This is a genomic window from Glutamicibacter sp. GQ173, assembly GCF_059759215.1.
Window position 1 is genome coordinate 118,586 of the sequence record NZ_JCAXDT010000007.1, and the last position, 26,303, is coordinate 144,888.

At 56.1% G+C, this 26,303-nt stretch carries 20 protein-coding genes; 12 read left to right on the forward strand and 8 right to left on the reverse strand.

All coding sequences use genetic code 11. The features are described 5' to 3' along the window. Positions 1-63: 63 nt before the first annotated feature. A complete protein-coding gene (locus AC6CHO_RS12415; RefSeq protein WP_498215296.1) occupies positions 64-1,230 on the reverse strand; it encodes a hypothetical protein in 1,167 nt (388 codons plus the stop codon). 665 nt (positions 1,231-1,895) lie between these two features. Then, positions 1,896-3,326: an ApeA N-terminal domain 1-containing protein gene (locus AC6CHO_RS12420; RefSeq protein ID WP_498215298.1), complete on the reverse strand. Its 1,431-nt coding sequence runs from the start codon at positions 3,324-3,326 to the stop codon at positions 1,896-1,898. Positions 3,327-3,555: 229 nt separating this feature from the next. Between AC6CHO_RS12420 and AC6CHO_RS12425 the strand changes: the two genes are divergently transcribed. From AC6CHO_RS12425 to AC6CHO_RS12445, 5 genes are all read left to right on the forward strand, one after another. Beyond that, the gene (locus AC6CHO_RS12425; protein ID WP_498215300.1) at positions 3,556-4,146 is read left to right on the forward strand and encodes a recombinase family protein; all 591 of its coding nucleotides are present in this window, start codon (positions 3,556-3,558) and stop codon (positions 4,144-4,146) included. 98 nt (positions 4,147-4,244) lie between these two features. Next, positions 4,245-4,793 (forward strand): HNH endonuclease, encoded by a 549-nt coding sequence (locus AC6CHO_RS12430; RefSeq protein WP_498215302.1) that lies wholly within the window; start codon positions 4,245-4,247, stop codon positions 4,791-4,793. Between the two features lie 47 nt (positions 4,794-4,840). Then, on the forward strand, positions 4,841-5,866 hold the full coding sequence (locus AC6CHO_RS12435; protein ID WP_498215304.1) for a restriction endonuclease: 1,026 nt from the start codon (positions 4,841-4,843) through the stop codon (positions 5,864-5,866). Between the two features lie 91 nt (positions 5,867-5,957). After that, positions 5,958-6,479, forward strand: a complete 522-nt coding sequence (locus AC6CHO_RS12440) for a DUF8548 family protein (RefSeq protein ID WP_498215493.1) — start codon at positions 5,958-5,960, stop codon at positions 6,477-6,479. 251 nt (positions 6,480-6,730) lie between these two features. Next, a complete protein-coding gene (locus AC6CHO_RS12445) occupies positions 6,731-7,297 on the forward strand; it encodes a YdeI/OmpD-associated family protein (RefSeq protein ID WP_498215305.1) in 567 nt (188 codons plus the stop codon). Positions 7,298-7,575: 278 nt separating this feature from the next. Here AC6CHO_RS12445 and AC6CHO_RS12450 read toward each other — a convergent pair whose 3' ends face one another. After that, positions 7,576-7,809 (reverse strand): hypothetical protein, encoded by a 234-nt coding sequence (locus AC6CHO_RS12450; protein ID WP_498215307.1) that lies wholly within the window; start codon positions 7,807-7,809, stop codon positions 7,576-7,578. A 132-nt stretch (positions 7,810-7,941) separates the two neighbouring features. Here AC6CHO_RS12450 and AC6CHO_RS12455 point away from each other — a divergent pair, with 132 nt between their 5' ends. Beyond that, positions 7,942-8,862 carry a 2-hydroxyacid dehydrogenase gene (locus AC6CHO_RS12455; protein ID WP_498215308.1) on the forward strand — a complete coding sequence of 307 codons (921 nt, stop codon included), beginning with the start codon at positions 7,942-7,944 and terminating at the stop codon, positions 8,860-8,862. A gap of 40 nt (positions 8,863-8,902) precedes the next feature. Next, positions 8,903-10,435 (forward strand): deoxyguanosinetriphosphate triphosphohydrolase family protein, encoded by a 1,533-nt coding sequence (locus AC6CHO_RS12460; protein WP_498215310.1) that lies wholly within the window; start codon positions 8,903-8,905, stop codon positions 10,433-10,435. 171 nt (positions 10,436-10,606) lie between these two features. Here AC6CHO_RS12460 and AC6CHO_RS12465 read toward each other — a convergent pair whose 3' ends face one another. From AC6CHO_RS12465 to AC6CHO_RS12480, 4 genes are all read right to left on the reverse strand, one after another. Continuing rightward, a complete protein-coding gene (locus AC6CHO_RS12465) occupies positions 10,607-10,756 on the reverse strand; it encodes a hypothetical protein (RefSeq protein WP_498215312.1) in 150 nt (49 codons plus the stop codon). Between the two features lie 536 nt (positions 10,757-11,292). After that, positions 11,293-13,590 carry an AAA family ATPase gene (locus AC6CHO_RS12470; protein ID WP_498215313.1) on the reverse strand — a complete coding sequence of 766 codons (2,298 nt, stop codon included), beginning with the start codon at positions 13,588-13,590 and terminating at the stop codon, positions 11,293-11,295. Between the two features lie 1,258 nt (positions 13,591-14,848). Beyond that, complete coding sequence (locus AC6CHO_RS12475; RefSeq protein WP_498215315.1) at positions 14,849-17,071, reverse strand: NADP-dependent isocitrate dehydrogenase; 2,223 nt, start codon at positions 17,069-17,071, stop codon at positions 14,849-14,851. A gap of 219 nt (positions 17,072-17,290) precedes the next feature. Continuing rightward, complete coding sequence (locus AC6CHO_RS12480) at positions 17,291-17,890, reverse strand: TetR/AcrR family transcriptional regulator (protein ID WP_498215317.1); 600 nt, start codon at positions 17,888-17,890, stop codon at positions 17,291-17,293. Positions 17,891-18,037: 147 nt separating this feature from the next. On the opposite strand from AC6CHO_RS12480, the gene AC6CHO_RS12485 reads away from it, so the two are divergent. Next, complete coding sequence (locus AC6CHO_RS12485) at positions 18,038-19,504, forward strand: DHA2 family efflux MFS transporter permease subunit (protein ID WP_498215318.1); 1,467 nt, start codon at positions 18,038-18,040, stop codon at positions 19,502-19,504. Between the two features lie 920 nt (positions 19,505-20,424). Here AC6CHO_RS12485 and AC6CHO_RS12490 read toward each other — a convergent pair. After that, complete coding sequence (locus AC6CHO_RS12490) at positions 20,425-20,976, reverse strand: hypothetical protein (protein WP_498215320.1); 552 nt, start codon at positions 20,974-20,976, stop codon at positions 20,425-20,427. 768 nt (positions 20,977-21,744) lie between these two features. On the opposite strand from AC6CHO_RS12490, the gene AC6CHO_RS12495 reads away from it, so the two are divergent. The 4 genes from AC6CHO_RS12495 (at position 21,745) to AC6CHO_RS12510 (ending at position 26,293) form a co-directional block, all read left to right on the forward strand. Next, positions 21,745-23,427, forward strand: a complete 1,683-nt coding sequence (locus tag AC6CHO_RS12495; protein WP_498215322.1) for a formate--tetrahydrofolate ligase — start codon at positions 21,745-21,747, stop codon at positions 23,425-23,427. 105 nt (positions 23,428-23,532) lie between these two features. Continuing rightward, positions 23,533-23,742 (forward strand): hypothetical protein, encoded by a 210-nt coding sequence (locus tag AC6CHO_RS12500; protein ID WP_498215324.1) that lies wholly within the window; start codon positions 23,533-23,535, stop codon positions 23,740-23,742. A gap of 200 nt (positions 23,743-23,942) precedes the next feature. Then, the gene (locus AC6CHO_RS12505) at positions 23,943-24,701 is read left to right on the forward strand and encodes a LamB/YcsF family protein (protein WP_498215326.1); all 759 of its coding nucleotides are present in this window, start codon (positions 23,943-23,945) and stop codon (positions 24,699-24,701) included. Beyond that, a complete protein-coding gene (locus AC6CHO_RS12510; protein ID WP_498215328.1) occupies positions 24,698-26,293 on the forward strand; it encodes a 5-oxoprolinase subunit B/C family protein in 1,596 nt (531 codons plus the stop codon). Before AC6CHO_RS12505 ends, AC6CHO_RS12510 begins: the two co-directional genes overlap by 4 nt. Positions 26,294-26,303: the final 10 nt, after the last annotated feature.

A 26,303-nucleotide genomic window follows, 5' to 3' on the forward strand; every position in this document is an offset into this window, starting at 1 on the left:
ATCGCCTCGAAGACGGTGGCCGAACAGCTTCAATTGGCATTTCGCCAGTAATATCTCGCCGAGCTAATGCTTGGCCGATTTCCGGCGGCCCAGAGCAACAACGACTGCACCAGCCAGGGCCATGAGAAGTCCTAGCCCTGCAGCTGAAGAACCATCAAGGCCGGTGTTTGCCAGTACTGGCGCGGTGGAACCGGCAGCCTTCGAGGTGGACTGTTTCTCGGCTGCAGGAGACTTGCTAATTTCACCTGCTGGCTTGATTTCGGCGCTAGCCGTTGGAGACTCGCTTTCGGATGGAGTTGTTTCCTCTTCGGTTACTGTACCTCCCGAACCTTCGCCTTCAGTCTCCGGCTGAATGCCGAAGTACAGCTCAAGGTAGTACGCTCGCAGTTCGGGATCGTGGGCAAATACTTCTTCGAGGAACGCCTGGAACTCAGCGGCGTCTTCATCGCTTTCGATGCTTTCGGCGATGAAGGGCAGCATCAAGTCAAGGAGTTCGAGGCCTTGGTCAGTGCTGAAGTAAGCTTCCCACTGAGCTTCATCCCAGTCGAAGCTTTCCTCGGGAAGAAGATCGGTAATGGACTCCCAGAACGCCAGCTCTTCATCCGAAAGCTCGAATTCTTCATCCCAGAAGTCATCTTCAACAAGCAATTCATCAAGAAGCCGGTTCATCTCCTGCCCGGCTTCAGTCTGATCGAAAGCTTCCCACTGAGCTTCGTCCCAATCCTCGCTGCCCTCAGGTATCAGCGCGTCAATTTGAGCCCAGCGAGGGTCTTCATCCTCGACTGCGACGTCCGACGACGTTTCGGTGGGCTTGGCCGACTCACTAACTTCAGCAGTGAGCTCAGGTGCAGCGTCAGATTCTGCCGAAGCAGCTGATTCCGTCACCGCGGGTTCTGGTTCTTCGTCCGCATCGGAAACAGCAATTGGAGCAGCCGAGGACTCGGTTGCCGGGTCGCTGGCAGGTTCCGACGTTTCTGCCTCAATGGACTCGTCGACATCGAGCATCGTCTCTGGCTCAGTTGGAAGGATGCTTTCCTCGGATTCAACGAAGTCCGCTACAGGAGACTGAGACGCAACTGGTTCCGCCTGTGCGTCTGCTGACGTTGACGATTCCGTTGGGGTAGAGATAACCTCATCCGAAATCACTTCTGCATTTGCTGCCGGGCCGCTAAGCGTCAATCCCGTGATCAGTGCCGTGGACATTACTGCCGCGCTTAATTTAGTTTTCAATTATCCTGCTTCAAAGAGTGCGAATCGACGCAAGAACCTCACAACAGAATTAATTAGCAATTATTGCCAAAGCTGCTCTGTCCCGTGCCCACGAATTGATGATTAGGCTAAATCTAGCTCATTACCCGAACATTCACAAAGAAATTTTTTCACATAAAACTCGTTGCCTGCGAGCCTAGTCAACCAAGGAATATTCGAGACCACCTCTGCCTCTTACTATTGTCTAGCGACCCATTGGCAAGTCGTAGACCACCGATTAAAAATCTGCCGGAATCTGAACAGCAATTGAATCCTTTTCACGGCAGAGTACCCACTTGGCCCGCAGTGCTGACACTGTCGCCCTGATCGACCTTTCGACCTTCCACAGGTAGTGATAAGAACTGACTGCCTAGACCTTGCGATCGCATTGGAAGCTGGAAAGTGCGGCGCTGTTCGAGGGCAAGAAAGAAGGCATGCGCTGGAGTGCTGGATCCGACGCGCCAGTACTTCGCCACCACCCTCATCGGTCATTATGCGCACGCCTATGACGGTCGTTTTGACACATTCTTCATGAGACGAGATACGGAAAACGGGCGGCCTGAAATAACAACAGATTTCTCCGTCAGGATCGTAGAAAAACCCAGTGCCGAAAACTATGTTGCAAAAACATCGTTATCGCAAGGGCATTAGGATTCGATATCTTCTGTAACGACCCTATAGCGCGGCCATCCGTTTTCATCCAGCCCTATGTTTTCGAGCGCTCCAACTGCATAACGTGCTTCGCGGTCATCGGGCTCCGGATAGAACATTGGCGGCCTGGCGCGCACCGCCCGGGTCATCAATTTTCGAAGGGCTACAGCAAGAACTCTGCCTAGAATTATCGACGCTGAAGGTTCCGGCGTCTTCGCGGGTTCGTAGTGTTTAGTTTTATTGTAGTTTTGGGCGATTGCTTTACTCGCCTCGTAGATACTCAATGGAGAGTTGGTAAAATTCAACCTCGAATGCGCAATGCATCGTAATACGTATGTGTATTGGGTCGGCTTCCCGGGAGAGTTCGCGGTGGGACACCCACTATATGTGAATGTATCGCCGAGAACCGGAGGCAGTTCTTTACCCAGGCTCTCTGCAGTCATCCCCGCATAGATCACTCGATCAGTACTAGTGAAATGCTCTCGTTCGAGCAATTGAATAAGGGCTCCGGTTTTACCAGCAAGTGAAGAATCAGTTTCTAGCCACGCCTCTAATTTTGATGTCACCACTTCATTAAAATCAATCAAATGATCCACGCCGCGGGGCACGTCATGTTCAGTAGCGAACTGTTCACGAGCGGTACTGAAATGCGTAAATTCTAGCGAGTCGCTTTCCACCTCAAAGTTCAGCTTGTGACCAGAGATCTTTACAGGCTTGCCTGTGGAGATAACCAAGAAATCGCGTAAACGCTTATGAACATTCAGATGATCATCCACGGGGAGTGGACGCTTTGCGTTGGTACTTATCTGACCGTTAGTTTCAATGCTTGCCTGGCCATGATTAGAACGCCCTCGCCAAGGAGTGGATAGCTCTACACTCATGTTCGAAAGAGTGAGATTCTTGCTTGATGACGTCTCCACACGAACTTCGTATGCTACTGCTTTTCCCGAACCATCTTGTTCCAGCCGAGATGTCATACTTCCCTGATCAAGCCATTCACCTAAATATTCAATAGTAGAAGTAACTTGAGTTGCTTCAAGCGGCCCTTCGTTAGTCTTTGAGACCAAATCATAGATGACTGTCGCCGGGCGCATCGTAATCTCCGAGACACCGGAAAAACGTCGCTTTCGTCTAATAACTACGCAATCAAGGAAAGACGCACTCCCTTCAACTGAACGGAAACACAACACTTCCGGGATGACATCATCTTGCTTCCACCAGCGTGGATCCTTTTCCCCGAAGATGTCATCTGGGAACGATACGACAAGCAACGGACCATAGTATTCATCTATGATCATCTGCCCATAGAGCAGTTCATTTTCTTCAATCCCGTCATACACCAACCCAATAGCTGTGTCCCCGAGCTTCATTCCAAATGAGTTCATCACAGCTCCATAGTAATGCTGCACCTCGCCAATCTGGTTCACGGAATGGAGGGGAATCGTTGACAACTACCCCCGCGCTGACCTTGGCACTCACCGTAATATTATCGCTTGTATCGAACCCGATAGACTGCAAGACATCTCACCGCGCACCGCTCCTCCATCGAAAAATCCGCGTAAAACCAACGGCTCAGAGTTCTCGTAACCATGTGTCGCAACCGCTGCCGTAGAATCTTGTCTACACCATCAGTGGCGAGACACTTTTGAAGGACCAATGACCAAGCTCATTGGCTACGCCCGCGTTTCCACCAAAGCCCAAGATGCCGATCGACAAAGCCAGGACCTGCTCGCCACCGGCGTCCGTCGAGATGATCCCTACATCGACCATGGACTCTCCGGAGCACTGGCCAAACGCCCCGGACAGGACATAACACTCGACGCGCTGTACCCGAACGGCACCCTCGTGATTACTACCCTGGACAGGCTCGGACGCCCTCAGAAGATGCTCGACCTCGCCCAAGAGCTACTCGAGCGCAATATCGGGCTACGGATGCTGAACCTCGGCGGCGATGACGTGGACACCAAAACCCCAATGGGCGACACGGTCTTCACCGTCATGCCCGCACTCGCCCAAATGGAACTAGAGATCAAACGCGAACGGATCAATGACTCCGTTACCAAACGCCGCACGACTGGCAGGGATCTCGGCGGCCGCAGCCCGAACTTCGCCGAATCCCAAATCCGCACTGCAGCCAAACTCATCCAGGCCGGCGAACCGGCAGCCCAAGTCGCCAAAGACATGGGTATGTCCAGAGCCACGCTCTACCGCAGGATTGACGAGCAACAGACTGAAATGTCGACCTGAAGTCGCTTTGAGCCCATCGCCCTTTAGCAAAGAGAACCTGTCGCCCAAGAAACATATACTGCTACAAACAACTAAAAGAACATCATGGGGTTCATCTAATGGTTCACAAGGTACCTACTGCTCGCATTCGTTTCGATAAGGGATTCTGGGGATCCTCAGGCAAGCTAGTCCTCACGTTGGGAAAGAAGGACTATCTTCTGCGAAAAGCCGCCAGAGCAGAATACGACCACCTCCTTTCACGCCAGTTAGAACAGCCAAAAGTCCTTGCACGGGTCAAAGGCAAAAACTACTGGCTCTTCAAAAACAACATTTATTCCGATCTCGACGATCTCAAAGCCAGCCAAATCTACGCAGTCCTTGAAGCATCCCGTTTGCGGCGGCAACGAAAAGTAGAAAACGCGGTGGCACTCCAAGATCTGAAACACCAGCCAGCGATGCGACGAGGCATCCCCGACGAGGTCAAATTATTCGTCGTGCAAAGAGACGGAGGCCAATGCTGCCATTGCGGTTCCTCGTCCGAACTTCAATACGACCACATCATCCCTGTCTCGCGCGGTGGAAGCAGTAACGCAGAAAATCTCCAGATCCTCTGCGGGCCGTGCAATAGGGCAAAGGGCGCCAACCTCACCGTACGACGCCTCGACTAGAACTACGCAGGCACGTAACAACTAAACTCGCGAAAGTAGAACACCGCATGCAGATATGGGGCCTCCACAACGACTCGCTTACCACCGAGCTGACCAAGGAAAACTTCGTCAGTCTCAGCTGGGACACCATCAATGATCTATCGCAGATCCCCGGCGGCCGCGAAGGACTCAAAGCCGAACTCGCCCGCATCACCCCAGAAGAACGCCACAAAGCTATCCCGACATGGGCCGGCGTGCTCCTGCGTTTCCGTGACGAGCTGCAGATCGGCGACATCATCGTCGCTCCGTACAAGCCGGACAGCACCATCAATATCGGCGTCGTGGACAGCGACTACTATTTCGATTCTGTAGCGCCGACCCACCGTCACCGCCGCAGAGTGCAATGGAAGAAAATCGGGCTGTCCCGCACCATATTTACCCAACCAGCGCTCTACGAAATCGGTTCCGCACTGACGCTCTTCAAGGTCAGCAAGCACACGCATGAATTCCTCGCCGCGTTGAAAACCCGCACCGAAGACGTCGAAAAAGTCACCGCGGTCGTTGAACAAGCTGCTGCCCGCAACACCGCCGATGACGATGCGTCCGATGAGCCCCGCGCGTCCAGGATCGAACGCCATACCCGAGATTTCGTCCTCGAAGTACTCCAAGAACGCATAAGCCACCGCCAGTTCGAAGAATTCTCCGCCGACCTCCTGCGGGCACTTGGGTACCAAGCCCGCGTCACCGCCTACTCCCAAGACGGAGGCGTCGATGTCATTGCCCACAAAGATCCCTTGGGTGTCGAACCGCCCCTGATCAAGGTTCAGTGCAAACACAAGACCGCCACGATCGGCGCTCCCGAAGTTCAGCAACTCATCGGTGTCCAGGGCGCCGGAGAACTCGTAGTGTTCATGACCCTCGGAGCCTACAGCCGCGATGCTCTTGCACTCGAACGCCAACGGCCAGGACTGCGTCTGCTCACCGGTGAAGACATCGTCTCACTCGTCTTGGAACACTATGCAGCGCTGCCTGAGCGCTGGCGTTCCCTAATGCCTCTTACTCCCCTGCTCGTCGTTTCTGACGCTGCTTCTTAGCCATTAAAGAAGGAAATCGACAGTGCAATTTCCAATTCAGCCTGCGGGTCTTGAAGATACAAGCAGACTAGTCGAGTTTTTCTGAGCAGATATCCGAAACCTCACAGAACAACAGCTCACTGCATACCCCGGCGGTTGGCCGAATCATCTGCCCATGGCCCTCTTGGATGCGGTCTTTTCAATTCGTGCCCAATACACCACGAAATATGGCAAGGGTCTAGCCCCTCGTCTGAAAAAATTCAAAGACACTTACCCTGCCGCTGCCCGCGTTCTCCACGAATTCTTGAAACTCACCGAAAGCCAGATAACGGACGTCCTCGGGAACGGAGTAACAGCAAGCAATCCTAAAGCTCGTGCGGCACTGCAGGTCGCCAACAACCTAGCCAATCTCGAGATCTACAACGTTTCTGGCGCACAAGATTTCGATCCATCAAATCATGCGCACCGTCACGCATACTTCGATTTCCTTGGGCTAGGCAAAGTGACATTCCGCTATTTCACTATGCTTCTGGGCCATGGAGATGTGAAACCCGATGTCTGGACCATCCGAGCAATTCAGCGAGTGGCTGATACCCACGAAATAGATATTTCCGTCACTCGCGGCTCAGGGTAGCAACGTTTCGGCCCACAGTATCGCGACCTTCAGAAGCTAGAAAACCGCAGGTGAAGAGTCACTCTTCATCCGCGGTCTTTGCATTCCCCTGAACGATTGTTTTGCGCCGAAAAGCTCTATCCAAATGCTTTTTGGAATCGTTCGTGCATATCGTCCAGTCACTGATTTGATAGTCGCACATAGCGAAGATTTATCTGGATTAGGCAAGATTGCACTCGCGCGGAGTGCTCATGGCCAGCACAATAGTTGCCATGGACTATGACAACCCGTTGATCCTCAAAGATGTTGCCGCATGGCGTACTTGGCTTGATGAAAACGAAGAAACCAGCGACGGAGTGTGGCTGCTCGTAGCAAAGAAGGGAACCACCGAGCCGACCTCTTTGAAGGTTGCCGACGCTCTACAGGAGGCATTGTGCAGCGGATGGATCGACGGCCAGCGCCGAAGCCGCGACGAAACAACGTTCCTGCAGCGCTACACACCGCGACGCAAAGACTCTGTCTGGTCTGAAAAGAATACGCAGTTCGTCCAGGAACTAATCATGCAAGGCAGGATGCGCCCTCGTGGACAAGCAGAAATCGATAAGGCGAAAACCGACGGCAGGTGGGACCGTGCGTACCAAGGACAGGCCACCGCACAAGTGCCCGAAGATCTGCAGCGCGCTCTAGATGTACATCCGGCTGCCAAAGCCGCTTTCGAAGCGCTGAAGTCCCAACCGCGTTATCACATTCTGCACCAGCTAATGATTGCCAAGACCGAGAAGACCCGGTCGGCAAGACTGGAGAAATTCGTTCGGCAACTGTCCGAAACATCAGGTTAAGGTGAAGAAGCCAGATTCACTCTAGATCTTTTCTGCAACCAAAACACGAATGGCTATGCAAGAAGAAACAGGCCTAGAAAACTCATCACAACCGTTTCGCATATAAAGATCAAGGTCTAGCTCACTGGGAAGCGACGATCTGTTGCCCTGGCCAGAAGGCAGCTGCCGATCCCGTTGACCCCAACGTCGTACGCCATCAGCCTCTAATCAGAGACTCACCAGCCTGCCACATACCTCTGACGTAGCCATTCTCGGAGGCAGTAGAGCGCGGTGAGCGGTTACGAATCGATTGCAGGCATTTCGTCTTCCCTGCTGTTTTGCAGTACTGCGGACGCCTCCCGCTTCCTGTTCAACGCCTCGGTGATCATGCCCCCGCTGACCTGTATCGCGCCGGCGATCGCCAACAGCGCGCCGACCAGCGGCTCGAAGAATAGTGCGGCGAGGCCAAGGACAAACACCGTCCAGCCAAGCGCCATCAGCGTCGTGGTTCCGACAATCCCTTTGTGAGCCATGGGTTCACCCTACTAGTTATTTGATCTGCAATCTGGAATAACTGATGCGGAGCAATGGGCCGGTAACCAGATTTTTCATCGCTACCAGCCAACGGACACAATAGTCATAGCACCCGAAAGGACATTCTTCATATGGCATTACGTGTATTGCTCCCTTGGCAGGATCTCGTCGACCGGCTGCAGCTTCCGGGAATTGAACCGATCCTCTGGCACATCAATGATGACCCCAATGACGCCCCACAGGCCGACGTGCTAGTTACCGAACGTCCGAGCAATCCGCAGCTGCGTTCAAGGGTCTCCCGCGTCAAGGGGCTGAAGCATGTCCACCTGCTCTCCATCGGATACGAGTGGGTTCTGGAGCATCTTCCTGAACAAGTGTCATTGACCAATTCCAAGGGCGCCGTGGAAGATGCCACCGCCGAACACTGCCTCGCCCTAGTCCTCGCATCCCTGCGCCAACTGCCGCAAGTCGGCCAGCAGCAGCGCGAGCGACAGTGGACCAGGACGTGGACCGGCTCGCTGCACGGGTCCAAGGTAGTGCTTCTCGGTGCCGGCGGAGTCGGCAGCGAAATCCGTTCGCGGCTGATGCCGTTCAAACCTGCCGAGCTAACGTCATTTGCTCGCACCGAACGAGTCCATGAGCAGGGCTATCCGATTTATTCTCTCGACCCGCTCTTGGCTTTTCTTCCCACTGCCGATGTGGTGATAGTTTGTCTGCCGCATAACCGGGAAACCGAGCAGCTCATCGACGCCGAATTCCTATCGGCAATGAAGGACGGATCACTGTTGGTGAATGTGGGACGCGGGCCCATCGTCGACACCGACGCCCTGTTGCCGGAACTGCAAGCCGGCAGGCTGCACGCTGCCTTGGATGTCACCGATCCTGAGCCACTACCGGCGAATCATGCGCTGTGGAGCGCACCAAATTGCATCATTACTCCGCACATGGCCGGAGACACTGGACAGTTCATCTCGCTGGTCTCTGAAATGGCCGTCAACCAGGTCATCGCCTTTGCGCACGGTGAAGAACTCGCCAACCGAATCATCAATTGACACGGCGTTAAGCAGGTGATCATCTAGGCTGGTTTCTACCATGGAATATAGGGCCAAGACACACCAAAGCGGCGGGCGGGATCGCGCCATTGCCGAGCCGAGCCTGAACGATGAGGACGAGTTCCGCATCGATATCGAGCGCATCCGCTTCTCCCCCTACTTCTCCCGGCTGTCCTCGGTCACCCAGGTGATCCCGCAGGCAGGCTCCGGCACCCTGGTGCACAACCGACTGACCCATTCGCTGAAGGTCTCGGCGGTGGCCCGCTCCATCGCTATCCGACTGCGTAATGCTGATGAATCAACTAGAAGACTCATCGACCATTTGGGTGGCTGTGATCCGGTAGTCGTGCAGGCCGCCGCGGCGGCCCACGACCTGGGACACCCGCCCTTCGGGCACCTCGGCGAGCTGGAGCTGGACCGCGTGGCCCGGGGAACGCTGAACCTGCCTGACGGCTTCGAGGGCAATGCCCAGACCTTCCGCATCCTCACCGCACTGGACAGCTGCGACGCCACCGCCCGCGGCATGAACCTCACCCGCGCGGTGCGCGCCGCCGTACTGAAGTACCCGTGGACCCGCAATGAATGGCGCGCCCTGGCCCCGCTAGCCCCGGAAATGCTGCCGCGCGGCGTGGGGACCGACCCGGCGGCAGGGGCATTGAAATATTCGGCCTACGATGTCGACGCCCACGAGATGGCCGATGTGCTCTCGGTGTTCCCCAACATCGGCCAGCACCAGCAGACCCTTGAGAGCTCGGTCATGGACATCGCCGATGACATTGCCTATGCCGTGCATGATCTGGATGACTTCTACCGCGCCGGGGTGCTGCAGTACACCAGCGTTTCGGCGGAATTGCGCGCCTGGCTGGAGCATTCGTCGAGCCTGGGACGGCTGAAGCAGGCAGAGCTCGATGCCCGGCGCCCGGGACATGCCTTGGAGCAGACCTGGCGGCGGGCGCTGGCCAAGGATCCATGGATCGCCAATGCGCAGGCATTCCGGGAATCCGTGGAACGGGTGGGCCATGACCTGGTCGACGGGCTACTGGCTGTTCCCTATGACGGAGGGCTGGAAGCGGATCGCGCGGTCACCGCGTTCACCCGCCGTTGGATCGAACGGCTTCAGACATCGGTGACTGTCGAGCAGACCCCCACTGTGCGCAGCGGCCACGTCCGGTTGGGCGATGAGGCTTGGCATGACGTGATCGTGCTGAAATTCGTCCACTCGCGCTTTGTGCTCGAGCGCCCGGATTTGGCCGTGTACCAGCGCGGGCAGACCCGGATCATCCGCTCGCTGGCCGAAGGCTTTCACGGCTGGCTCAATGATCCCGATGATGCCGGCCGCGCCCCGCGTCGGCTGCTTGATTCGGTCGAGGCCACCACGCAGGAGTACCGGAACCTGCGCGAGCTATCCCCCGAGCTATTCCGCCAAGCCGGACCAGACGAGGTGCAGCGCCTGGGCCAGTCACGGGCCATCGTGGACTACATCGCCTCGTTCACCGATGCCCAGGCCGTCTCTCTCAACGCCTTGCTGACCGGCACTGCCGACAACCTCTGGGAAGCAGGTCGCGGACTGTAACCGTCGGGTTCGGCCTGGTTTTCGAGCTTTGAGTCTTCCAGCAAGAAGCATTGGTGTAGGAACACCCGCGGAACCAGATCGCGCTGGCAGTGCCTTATGACCGGGGGCAGAGATGAAGTCTGCGGTTTACTGCGCCAGAAAGGAAATGCTCGGTGTACGCAGTTCGAAGAGCTAGCGGTAGACGTTTTGTGGCTCTGAGTTCACGATGACGCCGAGGGCCGAAACGACGAAGCCGAAGAAGTGGATTTGGTTGCAGTAGTCGTCGTTGCGGACTTGGGAGATGTGCAGATGCGAAGGAACGTAGGAGACTACGGTAGCCACGGTGTTCGCGAGAAAAATGCAGTGATGGAGTACGATCCCGAAACGTTGCAATTCAGGCTGTCGCTCACTGCCAGATGATCTTGCGGCAAAATCCGTTGATGCCGAACAAACGAAAGGCTTGGACAGCCACTGACTTATTCCGCATAGACACATTTCTCCTGAATTGAACCATGCCGAATTACATCGCATAACGAACAATTTTTAGTTCCGGTCACTGGCTATATGCAAGGAGCCCTCTGAACTGAACCTGTCCATATTGCCGTCATTGGCGTCATTTTAACCGTGTTTAGACGGCACGATGCAGGTATCGTGCCTTGCAAGTACCCGAATTCCTTAACGGCAGGTTCTTGGAATTATGCGTTGTTCAGCGACAGAAGCAAACTCAAGACTGCAGTGGGCGCCAGATACCTAGAATGCGTTGTGGAGCATTCATCCGTTCAGGTATCTTACTACAACATCGATACCAGGCCACAGTGCTTACATCTAGATAGGTGCTTCTGCTCAGCTCCTTGCATATGATCGAAGCGGAGCCGAAACTATACTAACGATCCCCCAAAAATTGAACCGTCTTTCAATAATTCAGTCCCGTCTGAAGCTCGAATCATCATGTCAAAATGGGCGCCATGACCTTGCTGTTCGAAGAAGAACTGCAACAACTGCAAAAAACGCCGTGTTCCACCGATGTCATGAGATTGTGCAAAGCCGTCGACAATAGTATGTGACCCTGAACTTGCCCATATATGAAACATTGAAACCAATCGCTCTTCCAGTACGGTGAGTTTTGCGTCTCGCTCTAAGTCACGCGCCAAACCTACAGTCTTGAAATAGCCTTCCACGATTCGTCTTGCAATATTGAATACTCCCACCTGCGATGTCGAAGATTCATCCTCGTCTCCGGCAATATCAACAACAGCCTGCCACAACATGTCATAGTTACCACGGATCATGCTACGCGTACCATCATGCTTAAGCGTGGTTAATCCATCGAACCCTTTAAGCATCCGATAATGACTACGGTCACTGCTTCTCGCGTCGTTTACTGTATAAGCGGCTTCATGATGGAATTGTGTATTATGAGTCAGTACCAGGAGCTGGACGACGTTCCCAACTCCTTCAATAACGTTTTTCGCAAGTTGACGAATGTATGCAGCGACAATGAAAAGCGTGTCACTGTCTAAGCTGGAAATCGGATCATCGATAACTGCTATAACCGGCTCAGCAGCCTCGCCGGGTACGGACGTTCCTGATAAAGATTCGAGATAATAAGCGAAGCATAGAAATGATCGCTCCCCCTCTGACAAAGACTCGAAGGCCAAAGTTCCATCGGACCGAAGTATGCGATACCCACCCGCAACTCCCCCGTCGCTTTGGAGACTAAATCTCGTGAATCCTAATGCGTGGAGTAGCGCGTTGATTCGATGCGCAACGTCCACTGTGTTTGAGACCGAGTTTTTGCGGCCTTCAATTGCCTCAATATCGGCAGCATCTGCTTGGTCGCACTCTTCGACCAACTTGGACAACTCATCTATACGCTGCTGCTTCCTTTTGCGCTGTCCCTCATACCGAAGTAACGCGCTCAACACTTCTTGCTCTTTTAGAAAGAGCGCCCAGCCTTGATCGATCAACTTTGGAAGCTCAGTACTCGAGTTTCTAACCAGAACATTGTGTTTTCGAATCGAATCATTCTCGCCGCTTACCAACGCATTCAATTTCTTTAACATTGGCTTAACGTCATCCACGTCGACGGAGCGAGCAGGGTGCCGAAGCTTCTCTGATACTCTCGACTCAATTAGTCCTACACTCAATCTAATTGCCTCGATAGTTTCGCTAAGCGGCTTCGCTTCAATCAATTCATCACGTTGAATCTGAGTTTCGAGCTCAACAAGGTACTCACCGATTTGCGCGCTTCTGTCCATAACCCGCTCTGAAACCTGCATGGCTTTGTTCAGAATGTCATCGTACCCACCTGCGAAATACCCACTTAACTTAGACATGAACCCTTCAGGGAGGCCCTGTTGGCAAAAAGGACACAGGTTCGCTTCATCCGACAAGTGTGCTCGCCCCTCATTTACCCAATCGCTGATTTCTAAACGTTGAATAAATTCTGCAAATTCTCCATCTGTGGCAAATACTTCATCTCTCAACAGTAAGTCAATCTCATCTTTTTCAATAAGAGCTTCTACGGTGAGAACAGGCAGGATTCCCCTCTCCGACAGATCCCCAGATAGCGCCGACCTGCGCTCATCCAGCTGTCCCCAATCAAGATCATCCGGAATTTCGGACATAGTTGACTGACGTCTAAGGGTTTCAACAAAGAATTTCTCCTTGTCGTTTCGAAAGCCTCTAAAGATCACTTCTTTCAAAGCTTCCGGGACGCTCCGATGATGATCGAAGACTGATTTCTTAACGAGGTTCCTCTCTTTAAGAATTTCTGATTTTAGTCCACTCGCCGCACTCTCGTCATCGTCCGAGCCAATTTGCGCAATCCATTGCTCTCTATCTCGGCGCCGCTCTGTCCGCCCGTTCTCTAAGGCCTCTATTTCAGCATTAGCCTGAGCTGAATCTTCGCCAATCGTAAATATACCGTTAACGTACTCAGTTAGAATTGATGAACGGTAAGACTCGTTGAATACCCGAATAGAGAAATCTGTCTCAGCAGTAGGCCACGTCGAACGTTTACTAGCGCCTGTCGGTTGCTGCGCCAAGGCGTTAGAAATCGTCGTCTTCCCAGAACCGTTCGGCGCATAAACAAAATTAACCTTCGCCAAGTCCGAGAATTCAATAGGTTTATCACCAAAACAATAATCCGCGGATACACTGATTTTTTTGAGCATAATAGTAACCCTAACGAGGTCGAAGTGTTCCACATTCGATGCGGATCGTGTTTAGCTAATCATAGGCCGAGCGTCGGACAATCTATCAAATTCACGCAATAGTTTCGGATTTCGCGTTTGTGAAGAATTTACCTACCAGTAGAACCTTGACAAATATGAATTCCCAGAAAGCACAGAGCGTAAGATACGCGTCTCTTGGTACCCCTCTTCTGCGCACCTGAGGCGGTGTCCTCATGACAAATAGGGCTGCGGTTCTTGTGCCCAGATACTGCCTAAGGATGACGCCATCGTGCAGAACGGCACCGGAACCATCCAGCTGTCGGATATAGTCACGGAACAGGCTGTATGTCCCGAGTCAGATCTATGGACATTTTGCATGCAAAGATGACCCGTTCTCTACCAGTTGACACACGACGTCGTCCATCGAGTCGTCTTGGGCCACTGAAAAGCTAAAGGTCTAATACGAGGATGTCCGGCATCGAGTAGCTTGCTGGGTCAGTGCAGATGTACTGGCGCACTCCAGGAGATGGTCGATGCCCACAGTCAACCTAGCCTTGGGTCGGGTCGTTGGCCATGGCGGAGCGGAACTGCCAGTGCGGCACCTAGGTGCCCGTGGACTTGCTGCAGCTGAGTAAGCTCGGCGGACCTATCCTCCGCAGGCAAGCAGATCTCCTGGCGTGGATTGATCAGTTGGGTATCAAGAGCAACGACAGTGCCAGATTGCCGGGGGTCCAGAACGAGACTGCCATGTCGTCAGACCAGAAGTTACAACTAAGGCGATTTAGCGCTCAGAGTAACGTTATCCGTTAAACACGTAGACAAGAGCTAATAAATGCCTTCAGTTAAAGCCAGATAATATTGCCGTCGGTCCAATATGCTACAGACGTTTTCCCCGGCGTTATTCCGAGACTTAAGACGTCGTCACAGTCCTTGGGACCGGCTAATGCTCTATAGACCATGATACAAGTCGTGTTGAAAGCCCTCCGTAGCCCGCCTTAGCTGATCTCCGTATTGCCTAAGCAAAGATACAAAACTGCAAAGCTATGGTGTCCTAAGGAAATCATTTACCGAAGACACCTTTGTTCGCATTAGGTAAACCCTGTTTCACCAGCAAGATCGGATGTATGAAGGCAAACACAACAGCAAACGCCGCGCCCTTTGTTTTCTATTAACGGCACTACAGACGGCGACCATTCATTAACGCAGCAGGCGCCGTTCCCCGGTAAGGGAACGGCGCCTGTCTGTTTAGCTCAAGGGACTACTTGGTCAGCAGTTCCAGAGCCTTGTTCAGGGTTGCGCTTGGGCGCATAACAGCCGAGGTCTTGGCTTCGTCTGGACGGTAGTAGCCAGCGATATCCACGGGCTTGCCCTGGACCTCGGCGAGCTCGGAAACGATGGTTTCCTCGTTCTCGTCCAGTGCCTTGGCAACTGCGGAGAACGCCTCGGCCAGCTGGGCGTCCTTGTCCTGCTTGGCCAATTCCTCTGCCCAGAACTTGGCCAGGTAGAAGTGGCTGCCGCGGTTGTCCAGCTCGCCGACCTTGCGCTTAGGCGACTTGTCTTCCAGCAGGAAGGTACCGGTTGCGGCATCCAGGGTGTCAGCAAGAACCTGGGCACGAGCGTTGTCGTTGTTCACTGCCAAGTGCTCGAAGGAAGCGCCCAGGGCCATGAACTCGCCCAGCGAGTCCCAGCGCAGGTGGTTTTCGTTCACCAGCTGCTGCACGTGCTTCGGAGCCGAACCGCCGGCTCCGGTCTCGAACAGGCCGCCGCCAGCCAGCAGCGGAACGATCGAGAGCATCTTTGCCGAGGTGCCCAGTTCCAGGATCGGGAACAGGTCGGTCAGGTAGTCGCGCAGCACGTTGCCGGTCACCGAGATGGTGTCCTCGCCCTTGCGGATGCGGTCGATGGAGTACTGGGTCGCCTCGACCGGGGACAGGATTTCGATGGTCAGGCCATCGGTGTCGTGTTCCTTCAGGTATTCGTTGACCTTGGTGATCAGCACGGCGTCGTGTGCGCGCTTCTCATCGAGCCAGAACACAGCAGGGGTGGCCGAAGCGCGAGCGCGGTTCACGGCCAGCTTGACCCAGTCGCGAATGGCAACGTCCTTGGTCTGGCAGGCACGCCAGATGTCGCCGGCGAAGACCTGGTGCTCGATGAGCACGGTGTCGTTCTCGTCAACGATCTGCACGTGGCCGTTGGCAGCCAGCTCGAAAGTCTTGTCGTGCGAGCCGTATTCCTCGGCCTTCTGGGCCATCAGGCCGACGTTTGGCACGGTGCCCATGGTGGTCGGGTCGTAGGCGCCGTTGGCACGGCAATCATCGATGACAACCTGGTAGATGCCAGCGTAGGAGGAATCCGGCAGAACAGCCAAGGTGTCAGCGGTGTTGCCCTTGGCATCCCACATCTTGCCGCCCAGGCGGATCATTGCCGGCATGGAAGCATCAACGATGACATCCGATGGGACGTGCAGGTTGGTGATGCCCTTGTCGGAATCGACCATGGCAACTGCCGGGCCTTCTTCCAGGCCCTTGGCGATCAGCTTCTCGACGCCGGCGCGAACCTCGTCGGAGAGTTCGTCCAGGCCGCCGAGGATGGCAGCAAGGCCGTTGTTGGCGTTCAGGCCTGCAGCAGCCAGCTCGTCGCCATAGGTGTCGAAGAGCTCGGAGAAGTAGGCCTTGACCACTTGGCCGAAGATGATCGGGTCGGAAACCTTCATCATGGTGGCCTTCAGGTGGGCCGAGAACAGCACGCCCTCTTCCTTGGCGCGGGCCACGGCGTTCTTCAGGAACTCAGACAGGGCCGCGACGTGCATGACGGTGCCGTCGATGACTTCGCCTTCAAGAACCTTGAATGGCTTCTTCAGGACCTTGACTTCGCCGTCTTCGCCAACGAAGCGGATCGAGATCTTCTTGTCCTGATCGATGACAACGGACTTCTCGTTCGAAGCGAAATCGTCAACACCCATGGTGGCGACGTTGGTCTTCGAATCTGCAGACCATGCGCCCATGGAGTGCGGGTACTTGCGAGCGTAGTTCTTGACGCTCAATGGTGCACGGCGGTCCGAGTTGCCCTCGCGCAGCACCGGGTTCACGGCGGAGCCCTTGATCTTGTCGTAGCGTGCGCGGACGTCGGTCTCTTCATCCGAAGATGGGTTGTCCGGGTAGTCAGGCAGTGCGTAGCCGGCAGCCTGCAGTTCGGCAATAGCGGCCTTGAGCTGCGGGATGGATGCCGAGATGTTTGGCAGCTTGATGATGTTCGCTTCTGGGGACTTGGCCAGATCGCCAAGTTCGGCCAGGGCATCGGAAATGCGCTGCTCTTCGGTGACATAGTCAGGGAAGGTAGCGATGATGCGGCCGGCGAGCGAGATGTCGCGGGTCTCGAGCTCCACGCCTGCGGTCGACGCGAAGGCCTCCACGATTGGCAGGAACGAGTGAGTCGCCAGCATTGGCGCTTCGTCGGTGTGGGTGTAAATAATCTTGGCCATAGGTGTGGCGTCTCCCTGAACGTCGTGCGGAAGCGGGGTTAACCGCCCTGAACTCAACGTTCCAAATCTACCCGATTTTGCTCTGCACCACACTTTCACGGCATGCGAATAGTTCTTGGGAACCCCAATTTTTCCCCGAAATGCCGGGATGAATAGCGTGGGAGCAGTTTGTCACATTTAAGTTAATCTGCCATAACTCAATCTTGTTTTCCCTGCTGCTCATGGTCCCGGGGTGCCGGTAGCGGAAATCTGCTGCATTTCCGTGACCGACTGCTCAAAGAATTCCGAAGGCGCCACAGCGCTGCCGGCCCTTTCGGCCTGGGTGAAGCACTGCCAGGCAACGCGCCAGGTTGACGCGACCATCTCGGCAATCAGTGACGCCTGCATTTGCGAAACGACCCCACGCTCAGCCAGCGACCGTCCCAGCTCTACGACGAGCTCCTGTTCCCTGCTGGTGGCGATCAACAGCAGCTTGGGATCAGAGAACATCAGCCTGGCCACCCGGCGGTACTCATGCTGTTCAACTTCTGCATGCAAATGCTCCCTGCACCCCTGCAACAGAACCTGGAATACCTCCGAGGGCGCAGCGCCCTGGGGAAACTCGAGGCCTGTCAGGGCCGCGGCCAGCTCACCCTGGCCAGGAACGATGGCCGACTCCTTGGAATCAAAATAACGGAAGAACGTTCGATCTGAAATGCCAACGCGCTGCGCAATTCGCGCCACGGTGGTCGACTCCAGCCCGAGCTCCTCGACGAGATCCAGAGCTGCCGCCTGAATCCTGCGCGAGGTCTCGGCTTTGCGCTCGTCTCGAATCCCCATGCATTCCTCCGTACCCGTTGACTTCTAGCGATCGTCTCATAAGCCGGCAGAAAAGTAGTTTCCTGTCACACTCTGACAGTTTTCCTTACGAAATTGTGTCACCCTGTGACACTATTTGACAGTTGAGAACTCCGAGATAGAGGAAAAGTGACGCCAGAACCCACAAAAACCGAGGCCCAAACTTCACCACCACAGGCTCCCAAAGCACAGTTGAGCACCAAGCAGCTCACTGGAATTATTGCGGCGCTGGCTTTGGCAGCCTTCATGATGATCCTGAATGAAACAGTGCTGACGGTGGCGCTGCCGGGAATCATGGCCGAAATGAGCATCACCGCGGCGACCGGACAGTGGCTCACCACCGGCTTCTTGCTGACCATGTCGGTCGTCATTCCAACTACCGGCTTCTTGCTGCAGCGCTTCAACCACCGATCGCTCTTCATGTTCGCCATCATCAGCTTCCTGGCGGGCACAGCCATCGCGGTTATTGCGCCGAGCTTCGTCTTCCTGCTCCTGGCTCGCATCATTCAGGCTTTGGGAACCGCCATCATCCTTCCACTGCTCATGACCACGACGCTCACGCTGGTGCCGGTCCACAAGCGCGGCACCATCATGGGCTTGAACTCCATCGTCATTGGCGTGGGACCGGCCATCGGCCCCACCGTTTCAGGTGCCGTAGTGCATGCCTTGGGATGGCACTACATCTTTGCGATGATGCTCCCTATCGCAGCAGTGGTCCTGGTGCTGGGCATCATTTTCTTCAAGGTTCCATCCAGCGCGCGCAGTATCCGTGTGGATGGCGCTTCGGTGGCTCTCTCGGCGCTGGCTTTCGGCTTCCTGGTGTACGGTATTTCCAGCATCGAGCACGCTTCGACCAACCCGGCATTGACCATTATCAGCTTTGCCATTGGCTTGGTATCACTGGCGGTTTTCATCAAGCGCCAGTTGTCGCTGACCGGCCAAGGCCGCGAGCTGCTCAACCTTTCCGCGTTCAGCTCACGTGGATTCACCTTCTCGATCATCATGATCATGATCGCTTTTGGAACCATGCTGGGGTCGTTGATGATCGTTCCGCTCTTGCTGGAATCGGGCAAGGGCATTGATTCATTGAAGATCGGCATGATGCTGCTTCCTGGTGGAGTGGCCCAGGCGATCGTCTCGCCAATTTTCGGGCGCATCTACGACAAGCACGGCCCTCGCCCGGTCCTGATCCCCGGCGCCATCATGCTCGCCGCGGGCCAGTGGCTGTACACGACGATCAGCGCCGAGACCGAATTGTGGATGTTCATGATCACCCACATCGTCTTCTCCATCGGCTTGGCCTTGCTGATGACCGGCTTGATGTCCTCGGCCATGGCTACGCTGGAACCACGGCTCTTCGGCCACGGTTCAGCCATTTTCAACACCGGACAGCAACTAGCCGGCGCTATCGGCACCACCATCTTCGTCACGGTGATGTCCGTTGTCTCGACGTCGAGAATCGGAGCTGGCTCCGGAACCGCGGAAGCCCTGTTCTCGGGTGCTCACGTTGCGTTCCTGATTGGAGCTGTGCTGACCACGATCGGGATCATCTTCGCCTTCAAGCTCAAGGACGAAAAGTCGCAGGCAAATCACTAAGGCACTGCCCGTGGTTCGATTTGCGTGGAGGTCCGGAACAGCGCGAGTGCTGGTGCCCTTGGCCAGCGGCAGATGACCCAGATAAATACGGTGTTCACCCCGGGTGGAGGAATTCCTGCCGGAATTCCTCCACCCGGGCTTTGCTGGTTTCATGAACGGTTCCCGGCCTGCCATGAGCGCATCCAGGCGCTAAGTCGACACCCGCAAGGCCGGCAGACCTGACACATCGGAAGAAAGTGGGCAAATGACAGGAAAGACGATATGTCTAGAAACTGACACCCTTCCGACCCCGGCCGCCGCTGCCCAGCGTGCTCCAATCATGCGCCAGCCAGACAGTTCAATACAGCCTGAGAAAACCAGTTATTGGAGGCAACTAACGGTTGAACCGAGTCGTGCGCTCGTAAGCATTCGTTCGTAGGATACCGCGAAAATGCAGGACGAGACCTACGCCACCGAAAAAGAACACAGGCAAGGAGCATGACTGCACGCACAACCTCATCGAAGGGCTGAAAATCGACACGAGTCATGGAAATTAGAAGCCTTCGAAATTGTGATCATGAAGTAGCAAAGACGTAGTCAAAGCGGGAAATAGACCCTGTTCATGAGCGCGATCGCTAAGATCAAGTAATCGTTGTGGTTTCTGCAGTCGACTTAGATGATCTCGGTTCTCACAACTCTTCTTGGTCATTGCGATGGTCTTTAACTGCGGTTAAAGCTGCAGTTACGAGTGCAAAGGCAAACGCTATCCAGAGATTCCCCAGCACTTCAAGGAAATGGCGGTTAGCCAACGCGCAATAAACACCAGTCAACGCCGAAAGGCCAAGTATAGATATCGCAAGATACAATACGACTCGACGAACTACGAGTTTGCGTGCCCATCTCATATTAGGCAACTCCTGACTGAATCTGTAGCTCCCACGCTATCCAGGGTAAGGAGCATTGCGAATCGGGGCGAGTTGTGCTGCGGTCAGACCAACAGCAGCCAATGCTGCGGCAATTTTCTTTCTATACTTCCAAACCAAACGCGCGACACGGACCAAAACCCACGACGTCGCAGGAATTCCGACACAGCCAACAATCACTTCCGTGACCTGCATGATTACTTGGTTCTTAGAGACGCCTTTTCGAAAAACCCAGACTGCGGTTAACGCGCAACTTACGATAGCAGCTGGGCCAGGTAGCGGTAACCCTGCGGGTTGCATTACACCCAGATCATTCATTCGCTTCTGGCGCTTAGCCATTTGGGAAATCTCAATGTCCGACACTGAACCGAATTCTTCAAACGCACGCTCGAAATCTTCGATATCCTGCAATGCTTTGCTATCCGGATCACAGGTATTGCAATCGTTTAGTGACGTTAATTTGTTGCCCTCATGCTCATTGTGCCCTTGTTTGACTGCTTGTGGAGCTAGTAACCCTAATAGAACCGCTGGGGCAAGGTTGAATACTACGTTCCGCCGCTCTAACGACATTGAATCCAGACTTTCTATTTTTTAATGATGAAATCTTCCTGTGAATAGAAACTACTAGTAAAATAAAGATATGGCAATCGGTATTTGGAAAATCAACATACCGTAGTAATGAAGCGCAGCTCATTCGGACACCTTGGTACTTCTGAGAGACTTCCTGAATCTCAAGCAGCATATCCAAGCCAGCGAGGTCCTACTCTTTGTGGCGCTCGCTCCCTGCGAAGTCTTTGAGAAGAGGAGTTTCTTCAGGGTTGGAAATGAGCCTGCCCTAGAGCAGGCCAAAACTCGAATAGATTCTAAATTGACATGTCACCAGCAGTTCACCGATCTTTTATCACCGGGGGCCGCACCCTGAATCTGGACTCGCTGGGGCGCTTATGCGGCCGTTTGAGATAGCGCTTGTCCCAATTTTGAACTCGTATATCGCTCTGCAGCTCGAAGGTCTGACTTGTGCTAATGACAATCGGGCGCTGCGGTTCTACTACACTCTCGATGGCAACGCGGTTTCATCCAGCCCGATCCGACAAGTCAAGATTTGCACACAAGTTTTTGAAACGTCGAGGCAGACATAGGTAGTTGCTCAAAAGTTGGTCTGGGGATCGCACCACTTATGCCCCTGCAGGTTCCCGGCGAAGTTCCGATCGACGTTCTGCCCGTCGCAGCCTTCTCGTCTCGCCTACAAGGTGGTAGCTTGAAGGCCAATCAGGGAAGTCCAGAAGCGTCGGTCATCCGCATCCCCGGATCGCCGGGCCTCCAGATAGGAGACGCAGCATGACAGCAACACCGGACACCGACATGAGCGATCTCGCGATTGCCTCGCGGGCAGCGCTCGAACCGATCTCCCGGATCGCCGAAGCCGCCGGAATCCCGGACGCTGCACTGGAGCCCTACGGCAAGTACAAGGCCAAGATCGATCCGGCGCTGCTGCCCACTGGAACCCGGCGCGGAAAAGTAGTCCTGGTCAGCGGCATGTCTCCGACACCGGCAGGTGAAGGAAAGTCCACCATGGTGGTGGGCCTGGCCGACGCACTGGCGGCCACCGGAGCCAAGACCATGATCGCTCTGCGCGAGCCCTCGGTCGGCCCGAGTTTCGGGATGAAGGGCGGAGCCACCGGCGGCGGCCAATCCCAGGTACTGCCCATGGACGAGATCAATCTGCATTTCACCGGGGATTTCCACGCCATCACCAGCGCGAACAATCTGCTCATGGCAATGCTCGACAACCACCTTCAGCAGGGCAACGCCCTGGGCATCGACCCGAGGTCCGTCACCTTCAAGCGGGTGCTGGACATGAACGACCGGGCGCTGCGCCACGTGGTGATAGGCCTGGGCGGTACCGCCAACGGAGTGCCGCGCGAAACAGGTTTCGAAATCACCGCCGCTTCGGAGGTCATGGCGGTCTTCTGCCTGGCCACCGGGCTCGCGGACCTGCGCGCCCGGCTGGGAAGGATGACCGTCGGATACACCTATGCCAAGGCGCCGGTCACCGCCGATGACCTAGGTGCGGCTGGTGCGATGGCGCTGTTGCTCAAGGAAGCTATCAAACCCAACCTGGTGCAGAGCATCGGCGGGACTCCCGCGCTCATCCACGGCGGTCCCTTTGCCAACATCGCCCACGGCTGCAACTCGGCCATCGCCACCAACACCGCCCGTTCACTGGCCGATGTGGTGGTAACCGAGGCCGGTTTCGGCACCGATCTGGGCGCCGAAAAATTCATGGACATCAAGGCCCGCTTCGCTGGGTGCCCGCCCGACACGGTGGTCATTGTCGCGACCGTTCGCGCACTGAAGATGCATGGTTCGGTGGCTAAGGAAGAACTGGGGGCCGAAAACGTCGGGGCCGTGCGGGCTGGGTTGCCTAATCTTGAACGCCACGCCTCGATCATCTCCAAGTTCGGCATCAAGCCAGTGATCGGCATCAACCGCTTCACGACGGATACGGATGCAGAGTTGGAAGCGGTCACCAGCTGGGCAGCGCAGCAGGGCATCGCCTGCGCCATCGCCGATGTCTGGGGCCACGGCGGGGCCGGGGCCACCGAGCTGGCCGCTACGGTGCTGCGCGCCATCGGGGAACCGGGCCATTTCGCCCCGCTGTACGAGCTGGAGCAACCGGTCGAGGAGAAGATCCTGGCCCTGGTGCGCGAAGTCTATGGGGGCGAAGACGTCGAGTACTCCCCTAAGGCCCGGCGGATGCTCCAGCAGATCAATGACAATGGGTGGTCCCACCTGCCGGTCTGCATCGCCAAAACCCAGTATTCCTTCTCCGATGACCCGCAGCTGCTCGGCGCTGCCAGCGGCTTCACCGTGCAGGTCCGCGAGCTGATTCCCAAGACCGGTGCCGGTTTCATCGTGGCCATCACCGGGGCACTAACCACGATGCCAGGCTTGCCGAAGGTGCCAGCTGCCGTACATATGGATGTCGATGAGAAGGGCGACGCTATCGGATTGTCCTAGCGTCCGGACCCGCCAAGAATGCTGCCTGCGCAAGGTTCCGTGGCGGGCGAACATGGTAGTTCCGTGACCGCGACAGACTCCAGGTGGTTCCCACGGCGAGTCTGTGTGGACCAGCACCCTCCAGCTGGCATCAATACAAGGCACGGAAGACGGGAAGCGACCAGGGGAACCGCAAACCACGACGAAACCACAGGACTACGCCAAACCCCGGATCCAGAGGGCAAGAATACTGCTGTCCCTGATCCGGACGACGCCCAAGGCGCGCCCATCCCGTTCGGCCTTGAAGATGCCTGCGAAGTAGAGGCCGAAAGCTAAGCGGCGCGCATCCCAGCACAAGACCTGCCCGGCACCGGGTTTTCCAAGTCATTCGCAATTCTCCTGCTCAGCACGCAATTTGGAGCACGTTCATCTGCCCTTCGGAGCGCCGATCTCAAGATACGACGTCAAGATTGTTGAACAATTACGGAAATTGAGGCATTCTTTTACCAAGAGGTTTTCACGAGACGGGGATCACAATGCCATACATAGACCTGAATTCGGACGTCGGAGAGTCCTTCGGCAACTGGAAGATGGGCGACGACGCCGCCATCTTCACCTCCGTTTCCTCCGCCAACGTCGCTTGCGGCTTCCACGCCGGCGATCCGAGCACCATCGCCCAGACCTGCCGCGATGCTGTCAGCGCGAACGTCACCATCGGCGCCCACGTGGGCTACCGCGACCTGGCCGGCTTCGGCCGTCGATTCCTGGATTGCTCGGCGACCGAGCTGGCTGACGATGTCCTGTACCAGCTCGGAGCATTGCAGGCTTTGGCTCGCAACGCCGGTGCAGAAATCAAGTACGTCAAGCCCCACGGCGCCCTCTACAACACCATCGTGCATCACGAAGTACATGCCCAGGCGGTCATTGATGCGATCAAGGCCTTCGGCGCAGATCTTTCGGTACTGCTGTTGCCCGGATCGGTGGCCCTGCAAAAAGCCGAGACCGCCGGGCTGCGCGGTGTTGCCGAAGCTTTTGCCGACCGCAATTACAACCCCGACGGCACACTGGTATCCCGCCGCGAGGCCAACGCGGTACTGCATGATGCCGAAGAAGTCACCGCCAACATGATCCGCTTGGCCACCGAGGGAACCATTGTTGCGGTCGACGGCAGCACCATCGCTATGCCGGCCGAAAGCATCTGCCTTCACGGCGATACCGCCGGAGCAGTTGCCATGGCTCGTGCCGTACGCGGCGGCTTGGAAAGCGCCGGAGTGCAGATCCGGAGCTTCGCGTGAGCATCCGCGCCATCCACCGGGCAGGATCCCATGATCTGCTCATCGACCTCGACTCGCTTGACGCAGTCTTGGCGCTCAATGCCGCTTTGGAAGCTTCTCCCCTGCCCGGACAGCGCGATCTATTGGCTGCCGCCCAGACGGTGCTGCTGAAGTTCGATTCGGGGCACAGCGCCGAACGCGCCATCAAGGCATTGCCAGAACTTGAAACAGCTTCCGCAGTTCGCACCGCTGGCAACCTGGTTGAAGTTCCGGTGCACTACGACGGCGAAGATCTGGCGGCGGTCGCCGAACTGACCGGGCTGAGTGTCGAAGCAGTGGTCACTGCCCACACAAGCCAGAAATGGCGCGCGGTATTCGGCGGATTTGCTCCCGGCTTTGCCTACCTGCTCGGTGAAAACCAGGAATTGAATGTCCCGCGCCGGGACACCCCGCGAACCAAGGTCCCGGCCGGAGCTGTGGCCCTCGCAGGCGAGTACTCGGCTGTTTATCCCCGCCAATCCCCCGGAGGCTGGCAGCTGATCGGGCATACCGATCTGCAGATGTGGGATCTTGACCGCGAAAATCCTGCGCTGATCCGACCGCAGGACACCGTGAAGTTCGTTCCCGCCTCCGAAAAGATTTCGGTTCAGGCACCTGCCGCCGAGCCCGCCACCGCCCAGGATCCCGGCTCCGGAGGCCTGCGGATCCTTGATCCCGGGCTGCAATCGCTGCTGCAGGATGCCGGGCGTGTCGGCTACGGCAACCTGGGCGTCGGCGTCGCCGGCGCAGCCGACCCGGCAGCCTTCCGCCAGGCCAACCGCCTGGTGGGCAACCAGCCAGGCCAGGCAGTGATCGAGAACCTCGGCAGCCGCCTGAGCGTCGAAGCCGTGCAGGACCAAGTGCTGGCCGTGACCGGAGCCGGAGCCGACCTGTGGATCACCCCGGCTGAGGATGATGAGCTGCGCACACCGCGCCAGGCAGCGTTGAACGCTCCGTTCGCGCTGCTGCACGGCGAGCGCCTGAGCGTGGAGCCCGGCGGCCAAGGCTTGCGCAGCTACCTTGCGGTGCGCGGCGACATCATGCTCAAGCCAGTGCTCGGTTCGCTGTCGACCGATACGCTCTCGGGCCTCGGACCGGATCCGCTGGTTTCCGGATCCTTCATTCCGGTCAAACAGCCATCCGTTGGGCACATTGTCGCCAATCCCCAGCCGAGCACACTGCCGGTTCCCGACGACCAGGGCCTGTATCGACTCAGGGTTCTGCCCGGTCCGCGCACCGAGTGGTTTGGCCCCTCCGGATTGAAGCAGCTGGCAGAACAGCTCTGGGATGTCACCAGCGAGTCGAACCGGGTAGGCATCAGGTTGTCTACCGCAGAACAGCCGTTGCAACGCGTCCTATCTGGCGAACTGGCCAGTGAAGGCGTGGCACGCGGCTCCTTGCAGGTGCCGCCCTCCGGCCTTCCGGTGCTCTTCCTTGCTGATCATCCGGTCACCGGCGGCTACCCGGTGATCGCCACGGTTATCGACGAAGATCTCAGCGTCGCGGCCCAGCTTCCCCCAGGAAGCAAGATTCGCTTTGTCCTCCAGTCTCCCGCCGCTTTGACGGCCAATTAACTTCCAAGGA

Bases quoted from the DNA above. Each gene is read 5' to 3' on its own strand.
- AC6CHO_RS12450 (WP_498215307.1), bottom strand. From the start codon at position 7,809: ATGGCTCACAAAGGGATTGTCGGAACCACGACGCTGATGGCGCTTGGC.
- AC6CHO_RS12430 (WP_498215302.1), top strand. From the start codon at position 4,245: ATGGTTCACAAGGTACCTACTGCTCGCATTCGTTTCGATAAGGGATTC.
- AC6CHO_RS12495 (WP_498215322.1), top strand. From the start codon at position 21,745: ATGACAGCAACACCGGACACCGACATGAGCGATCTCGCGATTGCCTCG.
- AC6CHO_RS12435 (WP_498215304.1), top strand. From the start codon at position 4,841: ATGCAGATATGGGGCCTCCACAACGACTCGCTTACCACCGAGCTGACC.
- AC6CHO_RS12455 (WP_498215308.1), top strand. From the start codon at position 7,942: ATGGCATTACGTGTATTGCTCCCTTGGCAGGATCTCGTCGACCGGCTG.
- AC6CHO_RS12445 (WP_498215305.1), top strand. From the start codon at position 6,731: ATGGACTATGACAACCCGTTGATCCTCAAAGATGTTGCCGCATGGCGT.
- AC6CHO_RS12470 (WP_498215313.1), bottom strand. From the start codon at position 13,590: ATGCTCAAAAAAATCAGTGTATCCGCGGATTATTGTTTTGGTGATAAA.
- AC6CHO_RS12425 (WP_498215300.1), top strand. From the start codon at position 3,556: ATGACCAAGCTCATTGGCTACGCCCGCGTTTCCACCAAAGCCCAAGAT.
- AC6CHO_RS12505 (WP_498215326.1), top strand. From the start codon at position 23,943: ATGCCATACATAGACCTGAATTCGGACGTCGGAGAGTCCTTCGGCAAC.
- AC6CHO_RS12475 (WP_498215315.1), bottom strand. From the start codon at position 17,071: ATGGCCAAGATTATTTACACCCACACCGACGAAGCGCCAATGCTGGCG.
- AC6CHO_RS12490 (WP_498215320.1), bottom strand. From the start codon at position 20,976: ATGTCGTTAGAGCGGCGGAACGTAGTATTCAACCTTGCCCCAGCGGTT.
- AC6CHO_RS12460 (WP_498215310.1), top strand. From the start codon at position 8,903: ATGGAATATAGGGCCAAGACACACCAAAGCGGCGGGCGGGATCGCGCC.
- AC6CHO_RS12480 (WP_498215317.1), bottom strand. From the start codon at position 17,890: ATGGGGATTCGAGACGAGCGCAAAGCCGAGACCTCGCGCAGGATTCAG.